Origin of the sequence: Ectopseudomonas composti (genome assembly GCF_900115475.1) — a bacterium.
In the GTDB taxonomy this organism is placed as follows: Bacteria; Pseudomonadota; Gammaproteobacteria; order Pseudomonadales; family Pseudomonadaceae; genus Aquipseudomonas; species Aquipseudomonas composti.
The window spans coordinates 14,221-35,898 of sequence record NZ_FOWP01000005.1; the positions used below are offsets into that span (position 1 = coordinate 14,221).

The 21,678-nt window shown below is 64.4% G+C and carries 16 protein-coding genes; 6 read left to right on the forward strand and 10 right to left on the reverse strand.

Going from position 1 to position 21,678, the window contains the following annotated elements:
* Positions 1-30 precede the first annotated feature (30 nt).
* The 8 genes from BM059_RS10535 to BM059_RS10570 all read right to left on the reverse strand — a co-directional run bounded on the left by BM059_RS10535 (position 31) and on the right by BM059_RS10570 (position 10,713).
* Positions 31-1,365 carry a TolC family outer membrane protein gene (locus BM059_RS10535; RefSeq protein WP_074938513.1) on the reverse strand — a complete coding sequence of 445 codons (1,335 nt, stop codon included), beginning with the start codon at positions 1,363-1,365 and terminating at the stop codon, positions 31-33.
* Positions 1,366-1,367: 2 nt separating this feature from the next.
* Positions 1,368-2,684 (reverse strand): HlyD family type I secretion periplasmic adaptor subunit, encoded by a 1,317-nt coding sequence (locus BM059_RS10540; RefSeq protein ID WP_074938516.1) that lies wholly within the window; start codon positions 2,682-2,684, stop codon positions 1,368-1,370.
* Positions 2,681-4,438 carry a type I secretion system permease/ATPase gene (locus BM059_RS10545; protein ID WP_074938519.1) on the reverse strand — a complete coding sequence of 586 codons (1,758 nt, stop codon included), beginning with the start codon at positions 4,436-4,438 and terminating at the stop codon, positions 2,681-2,683. Before BM059_RS10545 ends, BM059_RS10540 begins: the two co-directional genes overlap by 4 nt.
* 166 nt (positions 4,439-4,604) lie before the next feature.
* A complete protein-coding gene (locus BM059_RS10550; protein ID WP_037005555.1) occupies positions 4,605-5,222 on the reverse strand; it encodes a heme acquisition protein HasA in 618 nt (205 codons plus the stop codon).
* A gap of 104 nt (positions 5,223-5,326) precedes the next feature.
* Positions 5,327-8,011, reverse strand: coding sequence for a TonB-dependent receptor (locus BM059_RS10555; RefSeq protein ID WP_083413271.1), 2,685 nt, complete (start codon positions 8,009-8,011; stop codon positions 5,327-5,329).
* Between the two features lie 200 nt (positions 8,012-8,211).
* Positions 8,212-9,177, reverse strand: a complete 966-nt coding sequence (locus BM059_RS10560; RefSeq protein WP_394328005.1) for a FecR family protein — start codon at positions 9,175-9,177, stop codon at positions 8,212-8,214.
* A gap of 101 nt (positions 9,178-9,278) precedes the next feature.
* Positions 9,279-9,791, reverse strand: a complete 513-nt coding sequence (locus tag BM059_RS10565) for an RNA polymerase sigma factor (protein WP_074938522.1) — start codon at positions 9,789-9,791, stop codon at positions 9,279-9,281.
* 61 nt (positions 9,792-9,852) lie between these two features.
* Positions 9,853-10,713, reverse strand: coding sequence for a LysR family transcriptional regulator (locus tag BM059_RS10570; protein WP_074938525.1), 861 nt, complete (start codon positions 10,711-10,713; stop codon positions 9,853-9,855).
* Between the two features lie 143 nt (positions 10,714-10,856).
* Between BM059_RS10570 and BM059_RS10575 the strand changes: the two genes are divergently transcribed.
* A complete protein-coding gene (locus BM059_RS10575) occupies positions 10,857-11,282 on the forward strand; it encodes a VOC family protein (RefSeq protein ID WP_037005552.1) in 426 nt (141 codons plus the stop codon).
* Between the two features lie 56 nt (positions 11,283-11,338).
* Here the strand turns inward: BM059_RS10575 and BM059_RS10580 are convergent, their stop codons facing one another.
* Together BM059_RS10580 and BM059_RS10585 are read right to left on the reverse strand one after the other, a co-directional pair.
* Positions 11,339-12,004: a hypothetical protein gene (locus BM059_RS10580; RefSeq protein WP_074938528.1), complete on the reverse strand. Its 666-nt coding sequence runs from the start codon at positions 12,002-12,004 to the stop codon at positions 11,339-11,341.
* A gap of 121 nt (positions 12,005-12,125) precedes the next feature.
* Positions 12,126-15,008: a putative bifunctional diguanylate cyclase/phosphodiesterase gene (locus BM059_RS10585; RefSeq protein ID WP_037005550.1), complete on the reverse strand. Its 2,883-nt coding sequence runs from the start codon at positions 15,006-15,008 to the stop codon at positions 12,126-12,128.
* 290 nt (positions 15,009-15,298) lie between these two features.
* Between BM059_RS10585 and uvrD the strand changes: the two genes are divergently transcribed.
* The 5 genes from uvrD (at position 15,299) to BM059_RS10610 (ending at position 21,593) form a co-directional block, all read left to right on the forward strand.
* Positions 15,299-17,482 (forward strand): DNA helicase II, encoded by a 2,184-nt coding sequence (uvrD, locus tag BM059_RS10590; protein WP_074938531.1) that lies wholly within the window; start codon positions 15,299-15,301, stop codon positions 17,480-17,482.
* Positions 17,483-17,651: 169 nt separating this feature from the next.
* Positions 17,652-18,746 (forward strand): TRAP transporter substrate-binding protein, encoded by a 1,095-nt coding sequence (locus BM059_RS10595; RefSeq protein ID WP_074938534.1) that lies wholly within the window; start codon positions 17,652-17,654, stop codon positions 18,744-18,746.
* Between the two features lie 48 nt (positions 18,747-18,794).
* Positions 18,795-19,877, forward strand: a complete 1,083-nt coding sequence (locus tag BM059_RS10600; RefSeq protein WP_074938537.1) for a TRAP transporter substrate-binding protein — start codon at positions 18,795-18,797, stop codon at positions 19,875-19,877.
* A 123-nt stretch (positions 19,878-20,000) separates the two neighbouring features.
* Positions 20,001-20,582, forward strand: a complete 582-nt coding sequence (locus BM059_RS10605) for a TetR/AcrR family transcriptional regulator (RefSeq protein WP_074938539.1) — start codon at positions 20,001-20,003, stop codon at positions 20,580-20,582.
* Between the two features lie 156 nt (positions 20,583-20,738).
* Positions 20,739-21,593, forward strand: a complete 855-nt coding sequence (locus BM059_RS10610) for a Tim44 domain-containing protein (RefSeq protein ID WP_074938540.1) — start codon at positions 20,739-20,741, stop codon at positions 21,591-21,593.
* The last annotated feature ends 85 nt before the right edge of the window (positions 21,594-21,678 follow it).

Below are 21,678 nucleotides of genomic sequence, written 5' to 3' on the forward strand. Positions count from 1 at the left end.
CTCTGAATGGTTCGGTTAGGTAAAGACGAATCAGTCGGCTTCATTCAGTAATCCGCGGTCGTCGAAGTATCCCGCCAGTCGCTCCAGGTCGGAGCCATCCAGCACGCCACTCAGCTGACGTAGTTGCAACCATGCACGCAGGTAGCCATGACGCGCTTCGGCCAGGTCGCGCTGGGCGCCATAGAGCTGCTGTTCGGCATCCAATACATCGAGGTTGACCCGCTCACCACCGGCCACGCTCTTGCGCGTAGCCTCCACCAGCGCCTGCGCCGAGGATACGGCCAGCCGGTAGGCACGCAATCGCGCCCCCGAACTGTTGCACAGGTTGAATTGCTGACGCAGGCGGGTCAGCACATCGCCCCGCTGTGCATCCAGCTCAAAGCCAGCCTGCGAATGGGCCGCCGTCGCCTGGCGCGTCGCCGCCGACACACCACCGCCGGCGAACAGCGGGACGCTCAGTTGAATGCCAATGCTGTCGGTATCGTACTGCTGGTTGTAGCTGCTCTCCGAGTCGGAACTGGTCAGGCGGCTGCTGGCCACCAGGCTCAGTGTCGGCAAGTGCCCGGCACGCTGCTTGTCGATCATCCGCGCAGCTACCTCGACGGCCTGGCGCTGCGCCGCCAGTTCGGCATTGCCGGCGACGGCCAGCTCACGCCAGGCCTCAAAACGCGCCGGTTGCAGCGGCTGCACGGTGAAGTCCTCGCTCAGTGGCAGCAGATCGACACTATCCAGGGGTTCACCAACGATGCTCTCCAGTGTGCGCAAGGCGACATCGAGATCATCCCGTGCCTGAATAAGCTCGGCCTCGGCCAGGGCCAGGCGCGCCTCGGTTTCCAGCTCGTCGGTGCGGGTGCCTTCGCCAGCTCTCAGCAGACGCTGGTTGAGCTGCAAGCGCTCGACTAGGGCGCGCCGCTGGGCCCGCGCCAGTGCGATGCGCTCATCACTCAGCAGCGCCTGGCTGTAGGCCTCGAACAGACGCACCGCCAGCTCCTGGCTACGCCCGCGAAAGCGCTCGTCGGCCAGCAGCGTGCGCGCCACGCCCTGGCGGTAGTCGGCCCAGGCGGCGTAATCGAACAGTGGCTGCTGCAGACTGAGTACCGAGGCGTAACTGCGATAGTCGCGGTCGACGCGTTGCTCGCCCGCCGTCACTTGCGAGTCATTACGCTGGTTGCTGTAGCTCCACGACAGGCGCGGCAGCAGTCCCGCACGTCCAATCGACTGGTTCTCCAGGCCGGCGTCGCGCTCGGCGATGGCGGCCTGGAAGGTCGGGTCATGGCGCAGCGCCAGGACATAGGCGTCGAGCAGGCCGACAGCCAGCGCAGGCGAGGTGAAACACAGCAGCAGGACGAAACAGAGCATGCGCATCGTCAGTCTTCCACCAAGGCCAGGTGAGTGCGATCAAGCAGCGGCTTGAACAAGTAGTTGAGCAGCGAGCGTTCGCCGGTGCCGATGAAGGCCTCCACCGGCATGCCGGGGCGGATGTGCAGGCCGGCCAGTTGCTGCATGGCGTCCTCGCCCACGCGAATGCGGATGGCGTAGTACGGCTCGCCGCTGCGCTCGTCCTGCAAGCGGTCGGCAGAAACCAGTTCCACCGTGCCGGCGACACGCGGCGTGGTGCGCTGCTCGAAGGCGGTGAACAGCAACTCAACCGGCAGGCCAGGGTGCACCTTATCCACCAACGCCGGGCTCAGCCGCCCCTCGACCAGCAGCGGCTGATCCTGCGGGACGATCTCCAGCAGCGCCTGGCCCGGGGCGACCACGCCGCCCTCGGTGAACACGCTGAGCCCGACCACCAGGCCGCTGGCCGGTGCACGCAACAGGGTGCGTTGCAACTCGACCTCGATCCCGACCAGGTGATGATGCAGCTCTTCGCTACGGATCTGCGTCTCGGCCAACTGGCTGCGTACCTGTTCCTGGAACTGCTCGCGGCGCTGCGCGGCGCGCAGGCGCAATTCGGCGATCTGCCGCTGCAACTGGCCGATGCGGCCGGCATCATCGGCCAGCAGACCGATCAGCTCGGCACGCTGGCGCTCGACATCGAGCAGGCGGTTGCGCGGGATATAGTTGTCCGCCGCCAGCTCACGCAGGCCCAGCAATTGCTCGTCGAGCACGCGCAGCTGGGCTTGCTTGCTGTTGTGCAGCGCACGCAGACCACCCAGTTGCGCCTCGTTGCCAGCCAGGTTCTGCGCCAGGCCATCGAGCTCCAGGGACAGGGCCTGATGCCGGCTAGCGAACAGTTGCCGCTGCAGCTCCAGACTGGCGAGCACCAACGCATCACCCGAACGTGCCAGCGACCAGGGGTCGAAATCGATGCTCGCCGCACCGTCGCGCTCGGCGGCCAGACGCGCGGCGCTGGCGCGGCTGCCAATCAGCTGTGCGCGCAAGGCCTCGGCCTGCGCCTGCAAGGCCTGGTCATCCAGCTCCAGCAAGGGCTGGCCGGCCTGCACCGAATCACCATCCCGAGCCAGGATGCGCCGCACCGTGCCACCCGTGGGATGCTGCAGCGCCTGGCGATTGCCGCTGACCATCACCGTGCCGCTCACCGGCACGCCCTTGTCCAGCGGTGCCAGTGCAGCCCAGGCGAGGAAACCACCGAAACCGGCAAGCAGCAGCCACCAGCCGAGCCGCGTCGGCGCCCGCGCATCAACAGCGTGCAGGGGCTGAAGTGGAGCCGGCGCGCTCATTGCTGAGCTCCCGGCATGGCGCCGTAGCTCATGTTCAGGGTCGGCGCGACACGCCGCACCGGTGCGCTCTGCGCGGCCGGCCGTACGGCTTGCTGCAACTCCTGCAGCACCCGGCTGGCCGGGCCGAAGGCCTGCATCTGCCCGCCACGCAGCAGCAACAGTTGATCGGCGCCTTTGAGCAGCGCCGGGCGATGGCTGACCAGCACCAGGGTGCGACCTTGTTCGCGCAAGCGGTCGAGCGCAGCCAGCAGCGCCTGCTCGCCGGCCTCGTCGAGGTTGGCGTCGGGCTCGTCGAGCACGATCAGCGACGGCAGACCGTAGACCGCACGGGCCAGACCGATGCGTTGCTTCTGCCCGCCGGAGAGTCCGGCGCCGCCCTCGCCCAGGCGCGTGTCGTAGCCCTGCGGCAGGCGCAGGATCAGTTCGTGCACACCGGCCATCTGCGCGGCGGCAACGACCTTGTCCGCCTCGACCTCGGCGAAACGGCCGATATTCTCGGCGATGCTGCCGGCGAACAGTTGCACGTCCTGCGGCAGGTAGCCGAGGTGCGGGCCGAGCGCATCCTTGTCCCACTGCTGCAAGTCGGCACCATCCAGGCGTACCTTGCCCGCCAGCGGCATCTGCGCTGCCACCAGCAGGCGCGCCAGGCTGGACTTGCCGCAACCGGACGGACCGAGCACCACCAGGCGCTGACCCGCCTCCAGGGCGAAGCTGACGCCGGCCAGTACCGGTGCGCGCGAGCCCGGTGAGCAGGCCGACAGTTGCTCCACGCGCAGCGCGCCGCGTGGTGCTGGCAGGCTCATGCCGCTGGCACGCGGCGGTTGCGCCCGCAGCAGGTCGCACAGGCGCTGGTAGGCCTGCTGCGCGCCGCTCCACTGCTTCCAGGCATTGATCAGTTGATCCAGCGGGGCGAGCACGCGCCCGGCGAGAATGGAGCCGGCGATCATCATGCCGGCGGTGATCTGCCCGTCCACGGCCAGCAGCGCACCGAGACCGAGCATCAACGACTGCAGCGCCAAGCGCACGCCCTTGGACGCCGCGCTGAACGCCGCGCCCTGCTCGCTGGCGCGGTTCTGCAGGTGCAGGAAGCGACCATGCTCGCCCTGCCAGCGCTGACGCAGGCGCGCCAGCATGCCCATGGCCTCGGTCGCCTCGGCGTTACGCAGGTGAGCACTGGCAGCCTGAGTCGCCTGGATCGCCAGTTGCCCGGCTTCGGCCAGGGTCTCGCGAGTCAGCCACTGATTGGCCCAGGTCAGCGCCAGCAGCAACGCCGCGCCGCCCAGCGCCAGCCAGCCGAGCCAGGGATGGAAGAGAAACAGCACGGCCAGGTAGAGCGGGAACCAGGGCGCGTCGAAGAGAGCGAACAGGGCATTGCCGGTGGCGAACTGGCGCAGGCTGGTCAGGTCGTTCAGCGGTTGCGCGCTGCTGCCACGGCCGACGCGCAGGCTGGCATCGAAGGTGGCGTCGTAGATGCGTGCGCCAAGCTGCTGGTCGATCTGCGCGCCAAGGCGGATGAGCACCAGGCTGCGCACCCACTCCAGCAGCCCCATGAAGGCGTACAGGCCGAGCACCATCAGGGTCAGCATGGCCAGGGTCATGTGGTTGCCGGAGGCCAGCACGCGGTCGTAGACCTGCAGCATGTAAAGCGCCGGGGCCAGCATCAGCAGGTTGGTCACCGCGCTGAAGGCGCCGACGCTGACGAAGCCGCGCCGGCAAGCCGCCAGTGCAGCGAGGATTTCGTTGGAAGGTTGCATGCTGTCGCGCCTCAGAAGCGCCGCTCACCGCGATTGACGCGGCGGGCAGCACTTGTCGAGAATTCGTGCGACCACCGTGGCGCGAGTTGTTCAGGCCAGCACCACGGCGGTCGTTGCCGGCGGCCGGGAGAGCGATCTCCCCGCCGCCTTTTTCATCAGCCGAAGATCAGGCCGCCAGGGCCAGATCGTCGACCAGCTCTGGTACGCCGACCAGTTCCGCCGAGCCGGTGCTCAACGGGCCGGCAGTCAGGGCAGCGGCGACCACGTCGAAGGTGTCGTCGGTGGAGACGCCAAAGGCGGCGAACAGATCGTCCAGCACCGACTCCAGCGCATCGGTGTTGCCCTGCATCAGGCCGTAGATGGTCTCGTGCACTTCGTTACCGACACGGCCGGCGCCGAAGGCCGCGGACAGATCCAGGCCGCTGAAGGTGACCACGTAGTTGCTCAGGGTGAAATCGCTGCCCGAACCGCCGCCGAGCACCTCGCCCAGCGAGATATTGTCCAACTGACCGTAGAGGTAGTGGTTCTGGTTATCGCCAGCTGGCAGGGTGAAGTCGAACACGTAATTCAGACCATTACTGGCATCGCTGTCGGCAATGAAGGCGTAGTCCGAACCATTGGCACCATGAGTGGCGTACTGATCACCGCTGAACACGCCATTGCTGAAGCCTCCGGTGTTGCTTTCACCATGACCGGCGGTAGCGAAACCGCTAGTCCAGAAGGCCAGGTAGTCATCAATGGTGGAGCTGCCGAAAATCGGGTTGTAAGTAACGGAGACGCTCATGACAAATCCTCTTGTACATGGAGTGATGGACGGCGGTGCCTCAGGCACCATCGCCTTTGCCCGAAGCGGGCAAAGCCTTGCCCCGGCCCGTGGGCCGGAGTCGTTCAGAAGCGGTACTCGAGCATCCCGGTGAGGGTGCGGCCACGGGCCAGGGACAGGTTGTTGGCATCGCCCATGGCGACGAAGTAGGCCTGGTCAGTGACGTTTTCCATCGATAGCGCCAGGTTCAGGCTGCTGGTCATCCAGTAGCTGGCGTAGAGGTCATAGACCTCGTATTGCGGCCAGAGCGCCTGGTCGATCTGCGAATAGGTGTGGTTGGTGAGGTTCTCGCCATTGCCGGCGCTGTAACGCAGGCGTGCGCCCACATCCAGGCGCCTGTCGAGAAAGCGCATGCCCAGAGTCAGCGAACCGCGATCGGCAGGCATATAGGAAGCGTTGCCCATGATCTGGCTGCAGGTGATCAGATCGTTCAGTTCATCATTGGGCTGCGCCTCGTAGAGCGGCACCTGCACCGGAATCTGGATCGGCCCGACCTGAATAAAACCAGGCACGGTGCCCACCTGAACGCGCTCCTGGGCACCGCCCATGTAGAATTCTTTCGAGCAGAAGTCGTTGCTGCCGATCATGTGGGTGTAGCTAAGGCGGCCGTAGTAGTCGCCAGCGTCGTAATCGAGGTTGTACTCGACACCGCGAAAGCGGGTTTGCTCCTGGTTGTTTTGATATGCCGAGCGGCCAAGGCCGATACCACCGACCGTACGGCCCGGCACGCTGACGTTGACGTCCATGAAGGAGAAGTTGTCGATGCGCGTATCGAAGTAGGCCACCTTGATGCCCAGGTGATCGCCATCACGCAGCAGGGACTCCTTGAAAATGTTGAAACCCACCTCCCAGTTGTGCGAACGCTCCGCCTCGAGGAAAGGATTGGGATAGACCTGTTCCGACCCACCGCCACCATGAGGCCGGCCAGACATGAAAGCCTCGGTCACCGCCGGCGGGCGCCAGCCTTTACCCCAGCGTGTATAGAGCTGCAACCAGTCCAGCCCCGGTTTGACCGCAATTCCCAACGTCGGCGAAAAGCGCCCCTCCTCACGGTCCACATCGAATACCAGCGAGCGCTCCACGTTGTTGCTGGCGGTGAACTGACCTTCTGGAAGCATCCATACCGTAAGACCCGTATCGCCCTCGAGACGATAACGGTCGTAGCGCAACCCGGCATCGAAGGTCAGCCAATCGTCGTAGTCGTAAACCACCTGACCGAACAGGCTGGCCATGGTGCGTTCACCCTCTGGCGTAGCACCTTTGATATAGGGATAGGCCGTTTCGTTGGTCGATGGCGTACGCGTGGTTTCGGGCGAGAAGGTGTCGCGAAACACTTCGCTGCCATAGGTGACGGCGAACTGGTGCACGTCACCCAGGTAAAACCGCGAAGTATTCTGCAGTTGCAGGCCCCACGTGTCGGTGCGGTACTTGTCCGTGTAGTCCGGGTACCAGTTGCCGCTGCTTTGGCTAGCCGTGCTGCCGGCATTCCAGCGATCCTGGCGGGTGCTGACGTAGTAGAGCTTGGCCTTGAAGTCGATCAGGTCATCGTCGGGACTGTAGCTGTAGTCCAGTGCGGTGTTGCGGGCGATCACGTCACTCGTACCATTGCGCCGGTAATAAACGCTCTGCCCGTCGCTGGTGCGATAGACCCATGCATCCTTGCTGTCGGTGTCGTACTCCATATAGCTCAGTTGCAGACGTTGATCTGCCGGCAGGTTCAGGCCCAACTTGAACAGCCGTGAGCGAGTCACGCTGTCCATTTCACCTACCTCCGAGTTCAGCCAGTCCTCCCAAGCAGCTGGATAGAATTGGCGCAAGTTTATCTGGGTACCCAGATTGTCCTTGTCATTGGTGCCGGCGCGATAATCACCAAAGTGACGCTCGCTGACGCCCAGCAAGACATCACCGACCTCGTTGCCGAAAGCGAACAGGGCGCTACCATTGAAATAGGTGCCGTTGCCCAGTTCGCCGATGCCATGCCCGGCGCGCAGGCGGCCACCGAACTCCTTGCCTTCACCAAGGAACTCGCGCGCCTCGACTGTGTTGAATGAGGCGATGCCGCCCAGTACCCCGGCGCCGCCCATACCGGCGCTGGTGCCCTTGTCGATCTCCACACTGGAGATGAACTCGGGATCTACGAACATCACACCGTTGCGCTGCTGATGACCGTTTACGCTGAAGTTCTGGCGCATGCCGTCGATGTTCATGTTGACCCGGCCATAGTCCTGCACACCGCGAATGTTCACCGATAGGCCGGGATCACGCTGGTTGACGGCGGTGTAGACGCCGGAGGTTTCCTCGAGCATGTCGGCGACATGCCGTGGCGGACGCCGATCGATCTGCTCCCGATCGATCACCGCCACCGAGCGCGGTTGCAGGTAGGTCTCCTGGCGCTCGCTGAGCCGTTGGCCCTGCACGGTGGTGGACTGCAGTTGCAACGTCTGCTCGTCGGCGCGAGCACGACGGGTCAGGGTGACTTGCTGCGCCTCGTCGAAGCGGTAGTCCACTGGCGCCGTGCCGAGCAAGCGGCGGAGAGCCTCATCAAGGGAATAGCGACCTTTCAGCGCGGTGCTGGCAAAACCCTGCAGCCGTGCGCTGTCGAAGAACACTTGCACACCAGCCTGCTCAGCGAATGCCAGAGCAGCGCGATCCAGGGGCTGAGCGGGAATATCGAACGCCACCACCTGGCGCTGGGCGAGCGCCGTTTTGCCTGCCGGCTCAGCAGCAACGACACTGCTGCTGAGGGCCATGGCCACGCCCAGTGCGACACCGCCAAGCAGCGGCGCAGGGCCGTAGCGACGAAGGGTGGGTGGTACTACGCAACGACGATGACTCACGACTGGCTCCAGGCTGTTTTTGTTGGTAATGAAAATCACTAACAGCAAAGACGCCTGACAAACAGAAAGTCAGTAAAACGATGGAAAACTTTTTTCGCAGATCGCGAAAAGGCTCAGTAGATCAGGCTGACGCCCATCAATTCGCGGTGCCGCAAATGCATCTCACGGGTTAGCGTGGCCAGGGCATCGTCCAGCGCATCGAGGCGAAAAACACCACTGACCTCGCGCTGCGCAATCGCCTCGCTACCAACTAGGATGTAACCCGATCTGTAGCGGTTGAGCTGCTCGATCACCTGGCCCAACGACTGGCGGTCGAACACCAGCAGCCCACGCTGCCAACTGGTGACGCGCTGCAGATCGAGCACTGCATCATGCAAACCGGCGGCGTCATAGCGTAGGCTGTCGCCTTCCTGCAGGCGGCGCTGCTGGTCCGCAGCCTTTACCTGCACGGCATGTTCGAGCACCCCGACCAACGCCCCTGCGCCCGCTTCACGCTGAACCACAAAGCGCGTGCCCAACGCCTGAGTACTGCCGCCGGCTGCCTCGACGACGAAAGGCCGGTCGGCCTGCGGCGCGACCTGGAAGATCGCCGCACCGGCAAGCAGTTCGATCCGGCGCTTACCCGCTGAGTAATCCAGGCGGATGGCACTGGCGCTATCGAGCGTCACTTCACTGCCATCAGCCAGGGTCAGGCTACGCACGTCACCACTGGCCGTACGATGGTCGGCCAGCAACGGCAGCAGCAGGCGTTCACTCTGGTTCAGGCCAAGGCCGCCGAGCAGCAACGCCAGGCAAGCGGCTGCCCCCCAGCGCCGCAACTGGACATGCCGCCGAGGATGCCGGGCAAGGTAAGGAGCGACGGGCACCGCCCGACGTCGCGACGGTTTGTCCGCCGGCAAGCCTCCCAGCGCCGCCCAGGTACGCTGGGCGAATGCCAACGCCTCGGCATGTCGGGCATCTGCTTGCAGCCACTGCTGCAGCGCCTGGCGCTGGCCGTCATCGAGTGCGTCATCGGCGAGCAATACCGCCCACTCGGCGGCCGCCTCACGGATGCTCCGCTGCTGCAGTTCTTGGCTAATCAGGCTCACTCTTGGTTCTCGTTATAGGTCGTTGCAGGCCAGATGGCTCACGCCCGTCTTAAGTAATGACGCGCGGCGACGAATTTTACCGTAATGCCCTTTCATGCCTGCTCGTCCACCTCGACCAGGCGCTCCATCACATGCGCCAAGGCGCGAGCCAGGTGCTTCTGCACCGAACTGTCGGAAATACCCAGCTCGCGCGCCACCTGGGCGTGGGTCAGGCCTTCGATACGGTTGAGGCGAAAAATTTCCTGAGTGCGTGGCGGCAGTTCGGCGATGGCTTGCTGCAGGCGCTCGAGGCTCTGGCGGGCAGCGGTGATTTCATCCAGCGAGCTGCCACTGGCCTCGACCTCGAGCAGCACATCTTCACCGAGCAGGTCGGTCTTGCGCCGGATCTGCTGACGCTGGTGGTCGATCAGCAGATTGCTGGCGGTGCGAAAGAGATAGGCTGGCGAGTTGTCGATGCGCTCGCCACCGCGCTGCTCGGCGAGGCGCAGGAAGCTTTCCTGGGTGAGATCGGCGGCCAGTTGCGGGTCGCGGCTCTTGCGCAGCAGGAAGCTGTGCAGGGCCTTGGCATGCTTCTGGAACAGGCCTTTGAGATCCAAGTCCGACAATCGTGCATCCCTGGTCTTGGGCAAGAGGAAGGAGGCATATTATTTTTATTGAGAACCATTTTCAATTTCTCGATTCAAGACAGCTCAACAAGCAATCCAGCGCCGGCTGCCGCTGCGCGCGACGCACCAGGGCGACCAGCTCGCGGTGAAACGTCAGCTCGCCCAACTCGATTACCCGCAGGCGCGTCGGCCGTTGCAGCCACAGGCCGGCGCGCGGCACCAGGGCCAAGCCCATGCCGTTTTCTACCAGCCGCACGATGGCCTCCAGCTCGTCCAACTCCAGCGCTTCGCGCACGTCCAACTGGTGCTCGCGCAGAAAGCGGCTGACCTGACGCCCACCGAACGAGGCGCGGTCGTAACGCACGAAGGGCTGTTCGCTCAGCAGGCGCAGCGGGTCGTCACCCGGCACGTCCAGCGGCGCGATCAGCACGAAGGGCTCACGCGCCAGCGGCACCTCCAGGATTTCCTTGGGCAAGGCGAACGGCGGTTTAATCAACAGGGCCAGGTCCAGCTCGCCGGCATCCAATTGGCTGAACAGCTGCAAGGACACGCCCGGCACCAGCTTCAGCTCGACCAGCGGGGCCAACTGGCGAAAACGCGGCAGGGCCTCGGCCAGCAGACCGGTCTGCAGGGTAGCGATGGCGCCTACGCGCAGCTCGCCCTGCCACTGATCGGCGGCCTGCGGCAACGCCATTTGCGCGTACAGCGCGAGCATCTGCTCGGCCAGCGGCAGGGCGTGGCGGCCTGCGGCGTTGAGCACGGCGGCGCGGCCACTGCGGTCGAACAGGCGAACGCCGAGGTGTTGCTCCAGCACACGCATCTGCGCGCTGACCGCAGACTGGGTCAACCCCACCTGTTGGCCGGCAGCGGCGAAGGTGCCCAAACGGGCGACGGTGACGAAGGTCTTCAGTTCGCGCAGCATCGAGCCCTCGATTGATCGAAATTATTTGAGCTTGCGAGCAAGGATATTCGCTTTAGAACAATTTCGCTGTTGATAGGCTGGTGTAATGAACATCGATGGCGGGTTGCACCCGCCCTGCACACAATAACCAGAGGTATTCCGTGATGTCCGTTGCACCCTTCCATCTGGCGATTCCCGTGTATGACCTGGCCGCCGCGCGGCATTTTTACGGCGAGGTATTCGGCTGTGCCGAGGGTCGCAGCAGCGAGCACTGGGTGGATTTCAATTTCTTCGGCCACCAGTTGGTGATCCATGAAGCACCGAAGATGGCCTATCAGGAATCGGCCGCCAGCAACCCGGTGGACGGCCACGATGTGCCGGTGCCGCATTTCGGTGTGGTGCTTGGCTGGGCCGACTGGGAAGCGCTGGCCGAGCGCCTGCGCAGCCGCGAGACGACCTTCGTCATCGAGCCCTACGTGCGCTTCAAGGGCCAGGTCGGCGAGCAGGCGACCATGTTCCTCCTCGACCCTTGCGGCAACGCCCTGGAGTTCAAGGCGTTCAAGGATATCGGTCAGCTGTTCGCTCGCTAGGTTTGCGTAGGAGCCGGCTTGCCGGCGATCAGTGCTGGAGCGCCCATAAACGGCGCCTACAGCAGCTCCGGCACAGCCTGCAGACGTTCGGGCAACAGCTCGCGCAGCCCGTCGTTGGCCTCCAGCAGCAGCGGCAACAACTCGTGCAGCAACGCCGGATCGAGGTGCGCGCAGACATCAGCCTGGCGTGGCAGCGCCAGGCCGCTCAACACGCGGGCGGAGATGGCCACATTGTCATCGGCCGCGGCAGCCTCGGTGAGCCGGCACAGGTAGCCTGTGGAAAAGCTGCGCAGGCTCTGCACGATCAGGTCGATGTCGACGATATGGCGAGCGATCTGCAGCACGTGGTCGGCGTCGTTGATGCCGTAGATCAGCACCTTCACCTGCTTGGCCGACAGGCATTCGGCATAACGCGCGGCAGTGGCGAAGGCGCCGATGACGCAGAGCTGACGCGCCACCTGCAGGTGTACCTCATCCGGCAGTGCCAGGTAGGTCTGCAGAATCAGCTGCGGGTCGAGGTGGGTGGTGACCCGGGCGAGAAAATCGATGGGCAGTTCGAGGATCAGCTCGCGCAGTTGCGCCGGCGGCATGTGCGGCGACAGTTGCGCGGTCTGTTCGGGGCCGAGCTTCTGCACCAACGCAGCCTTCACCGCCACCGGCGCCATGCTCTGCGAAGCCAGCAGCAAGCGCTGGGCCATGCTCAGGGACGGGGCTTTGGTCATCGGGTACTCCTTGTCGTGACCGAAGCCAGCAGCATCCCGCAGTGGCCGTTAAGGCACAGCCATCTTTGCGCCGGTCGCGTCCGCGCCCGGCTTCAGCGACTGGGTAGAGAAGAAACGCCGCTCAATCCAGCGGGTTGTCGATCTGCGCCCGTAGCAGCTCGGCGAAGGCGCTCGCCTCCACCGGACGGCTGATCAGGAAACCCTGGATTTCATCGCAGTTCTGACTCTTGAGGAAGTCCATCTGCGCCTGGGTTTCCACACCCTCGGCGACCACTTTCAGCTCAAGGCTATGGGCCATGGCGATGATCGCGCGGGTGATCGCCGCGTCCTCGCCGCCGGGCGAGAGATCACGAATGAAGGTCTGGTCGATCTTCACGTAATGCACCGGGAAGCGCTTGAGGTAGCTGAGCGAGGAATAGCCGGTGCCGAAATCGTCGATAGCCAGCTTGACCCCCAGTTCACGCAGCTGGCGGAAGGTGGCGATGACGCTGTCGACGTTATCCAACAGCTGGCTTTCGGTCAGTTCCAACTCCAGGTAATGCGCCGCCAGGCCGGTTTCTTCGAGCACCTGGCGCACCAGGCTGGTGAGGTTGCCCTGGCGCAACTGATACACCGAGATGTTCACCGACACCCGTATCTGCGCCAGCCCCTGCTGCTGCCACTGGCGCGCCTGGCGGCAGGCCTGACGCAGCACGAACTCACCAATCGGCGCGATCAGCCCGGTCTCTTCGGCCAGGCCGATGAACTCGCCAGGTGCCACCATCCCCTGCTGCGGATGGCGCCAGCGTACCAGCGCCTCGGCGGCGTTGAGCTGGTCGTCGGCGAGGTTCAGCTTGGGCTGGTAGAACACCTCCAGCTGGCCTTCGTCGATGGCCTTGCGCAGCTGATTCTCCAGTTGCAAGCGCTCCAGGGTGCAGGCTTGCAGGTTGTCGGTGAAGAACTGGAACGTGTTGCCACCCAGATGCTTGGCATGCTGCACGGCCATGTTGGCCTGGCTGATCAGCGCGCTGATCTCGCGGGCGTAGTCCGGTAGCAGGCTGATGCCCAGCGAGGCGCTGACCACCAGTTCGTGGCCGCCGACGGTCATCGGTACGCGCAGCTTGGCCAGCAGCCGACTGGCCACCCGCGCCAGGCTGGAAAGGCTGCCGTAGGCATCGAGGATGATGGCGAACTCGTCGCCCGAGAGCCGCGCGATGCAGTCGGCTTCCGGCACGGCCTGGGTCAGGCGGCGGCTCATCTGCCGCAGCAGTTGATCCGCCACCTCGTGGCCGAGGCTGTCGTTGAGCAGCTTGAAGCGATCCAGGTCGATATGCACCAGGGCGATGCTGCGACCGCTCTGCCGCGCGCGCTGGCTAGCCTCGTGCAGGCGCTCCTTGAACAGGCTGCGGTTGGCCAGGCCGGTCAGTTCGTCGTAGTGCGACAGGTAGCGCAGACGCTCCTCGGCCTCGCGCCGCGCGGTCAGGTCGGCGAAGAAGCCGACGATATGGCTGGGCCGCCCGGCCGCGTCGCGCACCAGGTTGAGCTGCAGCCACTGCGGGTAGAGTTCACCACTTTTGCGCGTCTCGATCAGCTCGCCCTGCCAGGTGCCACCGTTGTCCAGCTCCTGGCGGATCATCTGGTACTGCTGGCGCATTTCACGGCTGCCGATCAGGCTGGTGACCTTGCGCCCCAGCACTTCCTCGCGGCCGTATCCGGTCACGGCGCTGAACGCGCGGTTCACCGCCAGCAGGCGGTAGTCCGGGTCGAGGATGCAGATACCTTCGCTGGCGGCTTCGAATACCGTCGCAGCCAGGCGTTGCTGCTCCTCCTGCTGGCGCCGCACGCTGATGTCGCGGCGTGTGCCGAGCATGCGCAGCACGCGGCCATTAGCGTCGCGCTCCACTGCCCGGCCGCGATCTTCCACCCAGACCCAATGGCCGTCGGCATGCCGCACGCGGTATTCGATGTGGTAATCCTCGCTGCGTCCCTTCATGTGCGCCACCAGCGCCCGACGTAGCGCCGGCAGATCGTCCGGGTGCAGACGCGGGGTCAGGTCACGCAACATCACCTGCACTTGCTCGGGTTCCAGGCCGAACAGCTCGCGCAGATGCGAGTGGTGCACCTGATCGCTCTGCAGATCCCAGTCCCACAACCCCAGTTCGCTGGCCTCCAGCGCCAGGGCCAGACGCGCCTGGCTCTTGCCCAGGGCATGCGTCGCCTCGTCCAGCTCCAGGGTGCGCTCGGCCACGCGCATCTCCAGTTCGCCGTGGGCGCTGCGCAATTCGCGCTCGGCGCGGCGACGCTGCTCCACCTCGCGTGCCAGTTCTTCGTTGAGCCCTTCGGCGCACTGCTTGGCGTGTTCCAGATTGCTGATCAGCGCCAGGTTGTGGAAACGCTGCTGCAGGCTGCGCTGCACCAGGCGGTTGACCTGCCAGGCCACCACCAGCAAGGCGAGAAACAGAATCACACTGAGCAGTCCCCAGCCGCGCTGCAGGCCGCTGCCTGAGAACAGCAGGAAGGCCGCCGAAGGCAGCAGGCAGGGCAAGGCGAAGGTGAGGAAAGCGGGCAGGCTGACGGCGTAGGCCACGCTGGCCGAGAGAATCGCCGCGGCGATCAGGCCGTAGACCAGCGCCTGCTGGTAGAACACATCGGCGGGCACCAGCGCGATTACGGCGAAGGCGAGGGTCAGCCCGGAAGCACCGGCGCCGAAGAGGAAGATACGTCGCCAGTAGGGTTCGGCCTGGCGAGTGGCCGGCGCCTCGTTGAAGGCATTCACTTGAGTGAGGCGCAACAGCGCCAGCAGCACGACCCAGCCCAGCCAGGCAGCGAGCATCGGTGCATTCTGCTGATTCCACAGCAACAGGCTGCAGGCCAGGCCGACCAGCAGCATGAGCAACGTGGGCAGACGCGAGCCCTGAAACAACAGACGGGTACGCTCGACGGCAATATCCGTGGCGAACTGACGTTCAGCCTGACGTGGGTCCAGCGTCACCTCTTGAACTACGGCGCTAGTCGTGGCGGTCATAGGCGATTTTCTTGTAATGGTTGCCTAAGGGTCTGCAGGGTAAATATCGGCCCCTCAACCCTGACGTCGCGGGAGAATACCCGAGACAGACGCTGTGCCCAACAAAGATGTGGGCAATTTCACAGCTTGACGCCCAACTTTTGGCGGGCACCGACAGGGCATGATGGCCTTTGGCCGCCTGACCATGCACATCTGCGCCCTGACCCACCAGTCGTCGGTTGCGTCAGGCTCGTTTCACTGCGCCTGGTTGACGGTTTGCCCTGTCCTGTCCGGCCCCCTAGAATGCCGCGATGCAAAACGACCTCGACCACAGACTCACGACCCTCAATCCCGCCCAACACCACGCGGTCACCACGCCGCCTGGTCATCAGTTGGTGCTTGCTGGTGCCGGCTCGGGCAAGACCCGCGTGCTGGTGCATCGCATCGCCTTCCTGATCCAGCGCCTGGACGTCTCGCCGCACAGCATCCTGTCGGTGACCTTCACCAACAAGGCAGCCGCCGAGATGCGTCACCGCATCGAGGACGTGCTGGGCCACGCCCCGGCCGGCATGTGGGTCGGTACCTTCCACGGCCTGGCTCACCGCCTGCTGCGCGCGCACTGGAAGGAAGCGGGACTGGCCGAGAACTTCCAGATTCTCGACTCCGACGATCAGCAACGCCTGGTCAAGCGGGTGATCCGCGACCTTGGCCTGGACGAACAACGCTGGCCGGCCAAGCAGGCACAGTGGTTCATCAATGGGCAAAAGGACGAAGGCATCCGCCCGCAAGGCATCCAGGCCAGCGGCGACCTGTTCCTGGCCACCATGCGCAGCATCTATGAAGCCTACGAGGCGGCCTGCGCGCGCACCGGGGTGATCGACTTCGCCGAGCTGCTGCTGCGGGCCCTCGACCTGTGGCGCGACAACGCCGGCCTGCTGGAGCACTACCAGCGGCGCTTCCGCCATATCCTGGTCGACGAGTTCCAGGACACCAACGCCGTGCAGTACGCCTGGCTGCGCTTTCTCGCCAAGGGCGGCGAAAGCCTGATGGTGGTGGGTGACGATGACCAGTCGATCTATGGCTGGCGCGGCGCGAAGATCGAGAACATCCAGCAGTTCGACAGCGACTTCGCCGATGCCGAGATCATCCGCCTGGAGCAGAACTACCGCTCCACCGCCAACATCCTCAATGCGGCCAACGCGCTGATCGCCAACAATCAGGGCCGCCTCGGCAAGGAACTGCGCACCGACGTCGGCGATGGCGAGCCGTTGACCCTGTACGCCGCCTTCAACGAACACGACGAAGCCCGTTACGTGGTCGAAACCATCGAGGACAGTCTGCGCAAGGACGGCCTCAAGCGCAGCGAGATCGCCATCCTCTATCGCTCCAACGCCCAGTCGCGGGTGCTGGAAGAGGCGCTGCTGCGCGAGAAGATTCCCTACCGCATCTACGGCGGTCAGCGCTTCTTCGAGCGTGCCGAAATCAAGAACGCCATGGCCTATCTGCGCCTGCTCGACGGGCGCGGCAACGATGCGGCGCTGGAGCGCATCATCAACGTGCCGGCGCGTGGCATCGGCGAGAAGAGCATCGAGACCATTCGCGAGTACGCCCGCGCCCACGACGTGCACATGTGGGAGGCGATCCGCCTGATGCTGGCGGTCAAGGCGCTGCCCGCTCGCGCCTCCGGCGCACTGGCCGGTTTCATCGAGCTGATCGAGAACCTGGCCGAGCTGGTGCTGACCATGCCCCTGCACCAGATGACCCAGGTGGTCGTCGAGAAAAGCGGCCTGCTCGCCTATCACGAAGCGGAAAAAGGCGAGAAGGGCCAGGCCCGGGTAGAGAACCTCGAGGAACTGGTCAGCGCCGCGCGCGCCTTCGAGAATGACGAAGACGACGAGCTGACCCCGCTGCAGGCCTTCCTCACCCACGCCTCGCTGGAGGCCGGGGACACCCAGGCCGCCGAGAACGAAGACAGCATTCAATTGATGACCCTGCACAGCGCCAAGGGCCTGGAATTCCCCCTGGTGTTCCTGGTGGGCATGGAAGAGGGTCTGTTCCCGCACAAGATGAGCCTGGAAGAACCGGGCCGATTGGAAGAAGAACGCCGCCTGGCCTATGTCGGCATTACCCGTGCCATGCAAAAGCTGGTGATCAGCTACGCCGAAACACGGCGTCTCTACGGTAGCGAGACCTATAACAAGGTGTCGCGCTTCGTCCGCGAAATCCCCGCACCGCTGATTCAGGAAGTACGCCTGAGCAACAGCGTCAGCCGCCCGGTGAGCACCAGTTCTATGGGTGGCGGCAGCCTGTTCGCCGGCAGCGCCGTACCGCAAACGCCTTTCAACCTGGGCCAACGCGTACGTCACAGCCTGTTCGGCGAGGGCACCATCCTCAATTTCGAGGGTGCTGGCGCCCAGGCGCGGGTCCAAGTGAATTTCGAAAACGAAGGCAGTAAATGGCTGATGCTGGCGTATGCCAAGCTCGAAGCCGTGTGAAGAGCCTATGCACGATCAGCTGCGCGTCGGCCCTACTGCGTTAAAAACAGGCTCGGAATGCTCATGTACAAAAGTACACTCCGCTTCCTCGCCTATTTTTGCCTTGTAGGACTCTAGCTCGCATGCTCGTGAATAGGCTCTGAATACCTACCGTACCTGGAGACAATCGATGAATCGCCGCAATCTGTTCGGCACTGCCCTGGCGCTGATCGCCGCCATCGGCCTGGTTGGCTGCAAAGAAGACAAGGCTGCCAGTGAGCAGGCCGCTGCCAAACCGGCAGAAATCATCCACTGGAAGATGGTCACCTCCTGGCCGAAGAACTTCCCCGGCCTGGGCACCGCTGCCGAGCGCCTGGCCGAGCGCATCAATGCCATGAGCGCTGGGCGCCTGACCGTCAAGGTCTACGCCGCCGGTGAGCTGGTGCCGGCACTGGAAGTGTTCGATGCCGTTTCCCGCGGCACCGCCGAAATGGGCCACGGCACCCCGTACTACTGGAAGGGCAAGGTACCGGCCGCGCAGTTCTTCAGCAGCGTACCGTTCGGCCTCTCCACCCTGGAAATGAACGCCTGGCTCAGCCATGGCGGTGGCCAGGCGCTGTGGGACGAAACCTACGCACCGTTTGGCGTGAAGCCGCTGTCGGCAGGCAACACCACCATGCAGATGGGCGGTTGGTTCAACAAGGAAATCAACAGCCTGGACGACATCAAGGGCCTGAAGATCCGCATGCCGGGCCTCGGCGGCGAAGTCTGGAGCAAGCTCGGCGCGATCACCGTCAACCTGCCCGGCGGTGAGATCTTCACCTCCCTGCAGACTGGCGCCATCGACGCCACCGACTGGGTCGGCCCGTACAACGACCTGGCTTTCGGCCTGCATAAGGCGGCCAAGTACTACTACTTCCCGGGCTGGCAGGAGCCGCAGGCCGTGGTCGAATCCATGGTCAACCAGAAGGCCTTCGACGCGCTGCCGGCCGACCTGCAGGCCATCGTCGTCGAAGCCGCGCGTGCCGCGACCCTGGACATGATGGACGACTACGTGTTCAACAACGCCAAGGCGCTGCAGAGCCTGAAGGGCGAAGGCGTGCAGTTCAAGCGCCTGCCGGACGAGGTGCTGAAAGCCATGCGTGAGCAATCCGACGTGGTGCTCGAAGCCCTGGCCGCGGAAAACGACCTCAACGGCCGTATCTGGGCCTCGCAGAAAGCGTTCCTCGAAGAGGCCAGCGCCATGCAGTCGCTGACCGAGAAAGAGCTGTACAACTGGCGTTGAGCCAACTGAACGGGGCTTAAAGCCCCGTTTTTCTTAGGGATTCTGCCCATGCGTCTTCACTCTCTGCTGCTCCTGCCCCTGCTCGCTTTCGGCCTGATCGGCTGCAAGGATGACTCCGCGCCGGCCGACCAGGCCGCAGCCCCCGCTCAGATCTTCCACTGGAAAATGGTCACCACCTGGCCGAAGAACGCGCCCGGCACCGGCACCGCCGCCGAGCGCCTGGCCGAGCGCGTCAACGCCATGAGCGCCGGGCGCCTGACCATCAAGGTCTACGCCGCCGGTGAACTGGTGCCGGCGCTGGAAGTGTTCGACGCGGTCTCCCGTGGCACCGCCGAACTGGGCCACGGCACACCCTACTACTGGAAGGGCAAAGTGCCGGCGGCGCAGTTCTTCGGTGCGGTGCCTTTCGGGCTGTCCACCCTGGAAATGAACGCCTGGCTGAACAAGGGCGGGGGTCAGACGCTGTGGGACGAAGCCTATGCGCCGTTCGGCCTCAAGCCGCTGACCGCAGGCAACAGCACCATGCAGATGGGCGGCTGGTTCAACAAGGAAATCAACAGCCTGGACGACATCAAAGGCCTGAAGATCCGCATGCCGGGCCTCGGCGGCGAAGTCTGGAGCCGCCTGGGTGCGACCACCGTGGTGATGCCGGGTGGCGAAATCTTCACCTCGCTGCAAAGCGGCGCGATCGACGCCACCGACTGGGTCAGCCCTTACAACGACCTGGCCTTCGGCCTGCAAAAAGCCGCCAAGTACTACTACTACCCGGGCTGGCAGGAACCGCAGTCGGTGCTCGAACTGTTGATCAACCAGAAGGCCTTCGATGCACTGCCAGCCGACCTGCAAGCCATCGTCACCGAAGCAGCGCGCGCGGCGACCCAGGACATGATGGACGACTACGTCTACCACAACGCCCTGGCGCTCGATGAGCTGAAGAAAAGCGGCACGCTGCTCAAGCGCTTCCCCGATGAAGTGCTGCAGGCGATGCAGCGCGAGAGCGAACAGGTGCTGGGTGAACTGGCCGCGCAGAGCGAGCTCAACGGGCGTATCTGGGCGTCGATGCAGGCGTTCCAGGCGCTGGCCACCCCCATGCAGGCGCTGTCGGAAAAAGAGCTGTACGACTGGCGCTGACCTGACAGTGCGGCGCAGGCGGTGCGCGTGGCGCACCCTGGGTTGAAACGACGCAAACGGAGCCTTCGGGCTCCGTTTGTCGTTCCAGGCTGCGCCTCATGCCCTGGCGGCCATACTTCGGGGATGAAAAAGAAGCCGACCGACCCTGCCCAGATCCTCGATAGCGCCCTGCAACTGGCCGACGTCTGTGGCTGGGAGCGCCTGCACCTGTTCGACGTCGCCGCTGCGCTCGACATTGGCCTGGACGATATCGCCCGCCACTACCGCGACAAGGATGATCTGGTGGAGGCCTGGTTCGACCGCGCCGATGTGGCCATGCTCGGCCACGCGAGAAATCCTGATCTGCTGGGCCTGAACGCCGAACAACGCCTGGAAAGTTGCCTGTTGGCCTGGCTCGACAGCCTCGCCGCCCATCGGGCCGTCACCGGGCAAATGCTGCTGTACAAGCTCGAGCCTGGCCATATTCACCTGCAGCTGCTCGGCCTGATGCGCGTCAGCCGCACCGTGCAATGGTGGCGCGAGGCTGCCGGACGGCAGACCCTGCACCTGCGGCGCATCGCCGAAGAAACCCTGCTCACCGGTGCCTACCTACGCAGCTTCGTGCACTGGCTGCGTCATCCCAAAGAAGATGCAGCAACCTTCCGCGCCTTTCTGCGTGGTCAACTGCGCTGCGGCCCGCTGCCTCTGCTGCTGCAACGCCCGTAGGGTGCGCCATGCGCACCAGTGGCCGCTTCGGTACCAAGCCGGGCAAGCACGGCGCCATCTAATGCAGGCAAAAGCCGGAAACATTCTGTCACTGGTCATGCGCCCCCATGGCGGGCAAGATGCCGACCAAGCTTTTCCACAAGAGAGAAAACCGTGATGCAGCGTTTCCTCAGTATCGCCATGGTCCTGTGCCTGGCACTGACCTTCAGCTTCGAAGCCCACGCCAAGCGTTTTGGCGGTGGCAAATCCTTCGGCTCCGCGCCTAGCCACCAAACCCGCCAGGCCACTCCGCCGGCACAATCGGCTGCCCAGGCGCCCGGTCGTCAGCAACCTGCCGCTGCCGCCAGCGGTGCTTCGCGCTGGCTCGGCCCGCTGGCCGGCCTGGCCGCCGGTGGCCTGCTGGCCTCGATGTTCATGGGTGATGGTTTCGAAGGCCTGCAGATCATGGACATGCTGATCTTCGGCCTGATCGCCTTCCTGCTGTTCCGCTTCCTCGCTGCCCGCCGTGCTCGCCAGCAGCCACACATGGCCACTGCCGGTGCGCCGTACCAGCGTGAAATGCCGAACGCCGACAACGCGCCAGCCGCTGGCAGCAATATCTTCGGCGGTCGCCTGGCTTCGGCCGCTCCGGTGATCAACGCGCCGGCCTGGTTCAACGAGCAGAACTTCCTTGCCGCTGGTCGTGAGCACTTCATGAACCTGCAGCAACACTGGGACGCGAACGAGATGGACAAGATCGCCGAGTTCGTCACCCCACAACTGCTGGACTTCCTCAAGCGCGAGCGCGCCGAACTGGGTGACGGCTTCCAGTCCACTTACGTCGATAACCTCGACGTGCAACTGGACGGTGTCGACGATAACGCCGAGAAGACCATCGCCACCCTGACCTTCAGCGGTGTGTCGAAGACCTCGCGCTTCGACCAGGGCGAGCCGTTCAGCGAAAGCTGGCGCCTGGAGCGCGCGCAGGGCGAAAACCAGTCCTGGCTGATCGCTGGCATTCGTCAGAACTGATCCTGAGCAATGCATGAAAAACCCCGGGCTTGCCCGGGGTTTTTCGTTTAACCAACCATCGCGGCTGAAGCCGCTCCTACGATCC

Bases quoted from the DNA above. Each gene is read 5' to 3' on its own strand.
- BM059_RS10535 (WP_074938513.1), bottom strand. From the start codon at position 1,365: ATGCGCATGCTCTGTTTCGTCCTGCTGCTGTGTTTCACCTCGCCTGCG.
- BM059_RS10540 (WP_074938516.1), bottom strand. From the start codon at position 2,684: ATGAGCGCGCCGGCTCCACTTCAGCCCCTGCACGCTGTTGATGCGCGG.
- BM059_RS10545 (WP_074938519.1), bottom strand. From the start codon at position 4,438: ATGCAACCTTCCAACGAAATCCTCGCTGCACTGGCGGCTTGCCGGCGC.
- BM059_RS10550 (WP_037005555.1), bottom strand. From the start codon at position 5,222: ATGAGCGTCTCCGTTACTTACAACCCGATTTTCGGCAGCTCCACCATT.
- BM059_RS10555 (WP_083413271.1), bottom strand. From the start codon at position 8,011: ATGGCCCTCAGCAGCAGTGTCGTTGCTGCTGAGCCGGCAGGCAAAACG.
- BM059_RS10570 (WP_074938525.1), bottom strand. From the start codon at position 10,713: ATGCTGCGCGAACTGAAGACCTTCGTCACCGTCGCCCGTTTGGGCACC.
- BM059_RS10575 (WP_037005552.1), top strand. From the start codon at position 10,857: ATGTCCGTTGCACCCTTCCATCTGGCGATTCCCGTGTATGACCTGGCC.
- BM059_RS10580 (WP_074938528.1), bottom strand. From the start codon at position 12,004: ATGACCAAAGCCCCGTCCCTGAGCATGGCCCAGCGCTTGCTGCTGGCT.
- BM059_RS10585 (WP_037005550.1), bottom strand. From the start codon at position 15,008: ATGACCGCCACGACTAGCGCCGTAGTTCAAGAGGTGACGCTGGACCCA.
- uvrD (WP_074938531.1), top strand. From the start codon at position 15,299: ATGCAAAACGACCTCGACCACAGACTCACGACCCTCAATCCCGCCCAA.
- BM059_RS10595 (WP_074938534.1), top strand. From the start codon at position 17,652: ATGAATCGCCGCAATCTGTTCGGCACTGCCCTGGCGCTGATCGCCGCC.
- BM059_RS10600 (WP_074938537.1), top strand. From the start codon at position 18,795: ATGCGTCTTCACTCTCTGCTGCTCCTGCCCCTGCTCGCTTTCGGCCTG.
- BM059_RS10605 (WP_074938539.1), top strand. From the start codon at position 20,001: ATGAAAAAGAAGCCGACCGACCCTGCCCAGATCCTCGATAGCGCCCTG.
- BM059_RS10610 (WP_074938540.1), top strand. From the start codon at position 20,739: ATGCAGCGTTTCCTCAGTATCGCCATGGTCCTGTGCCTGGCACTGACC.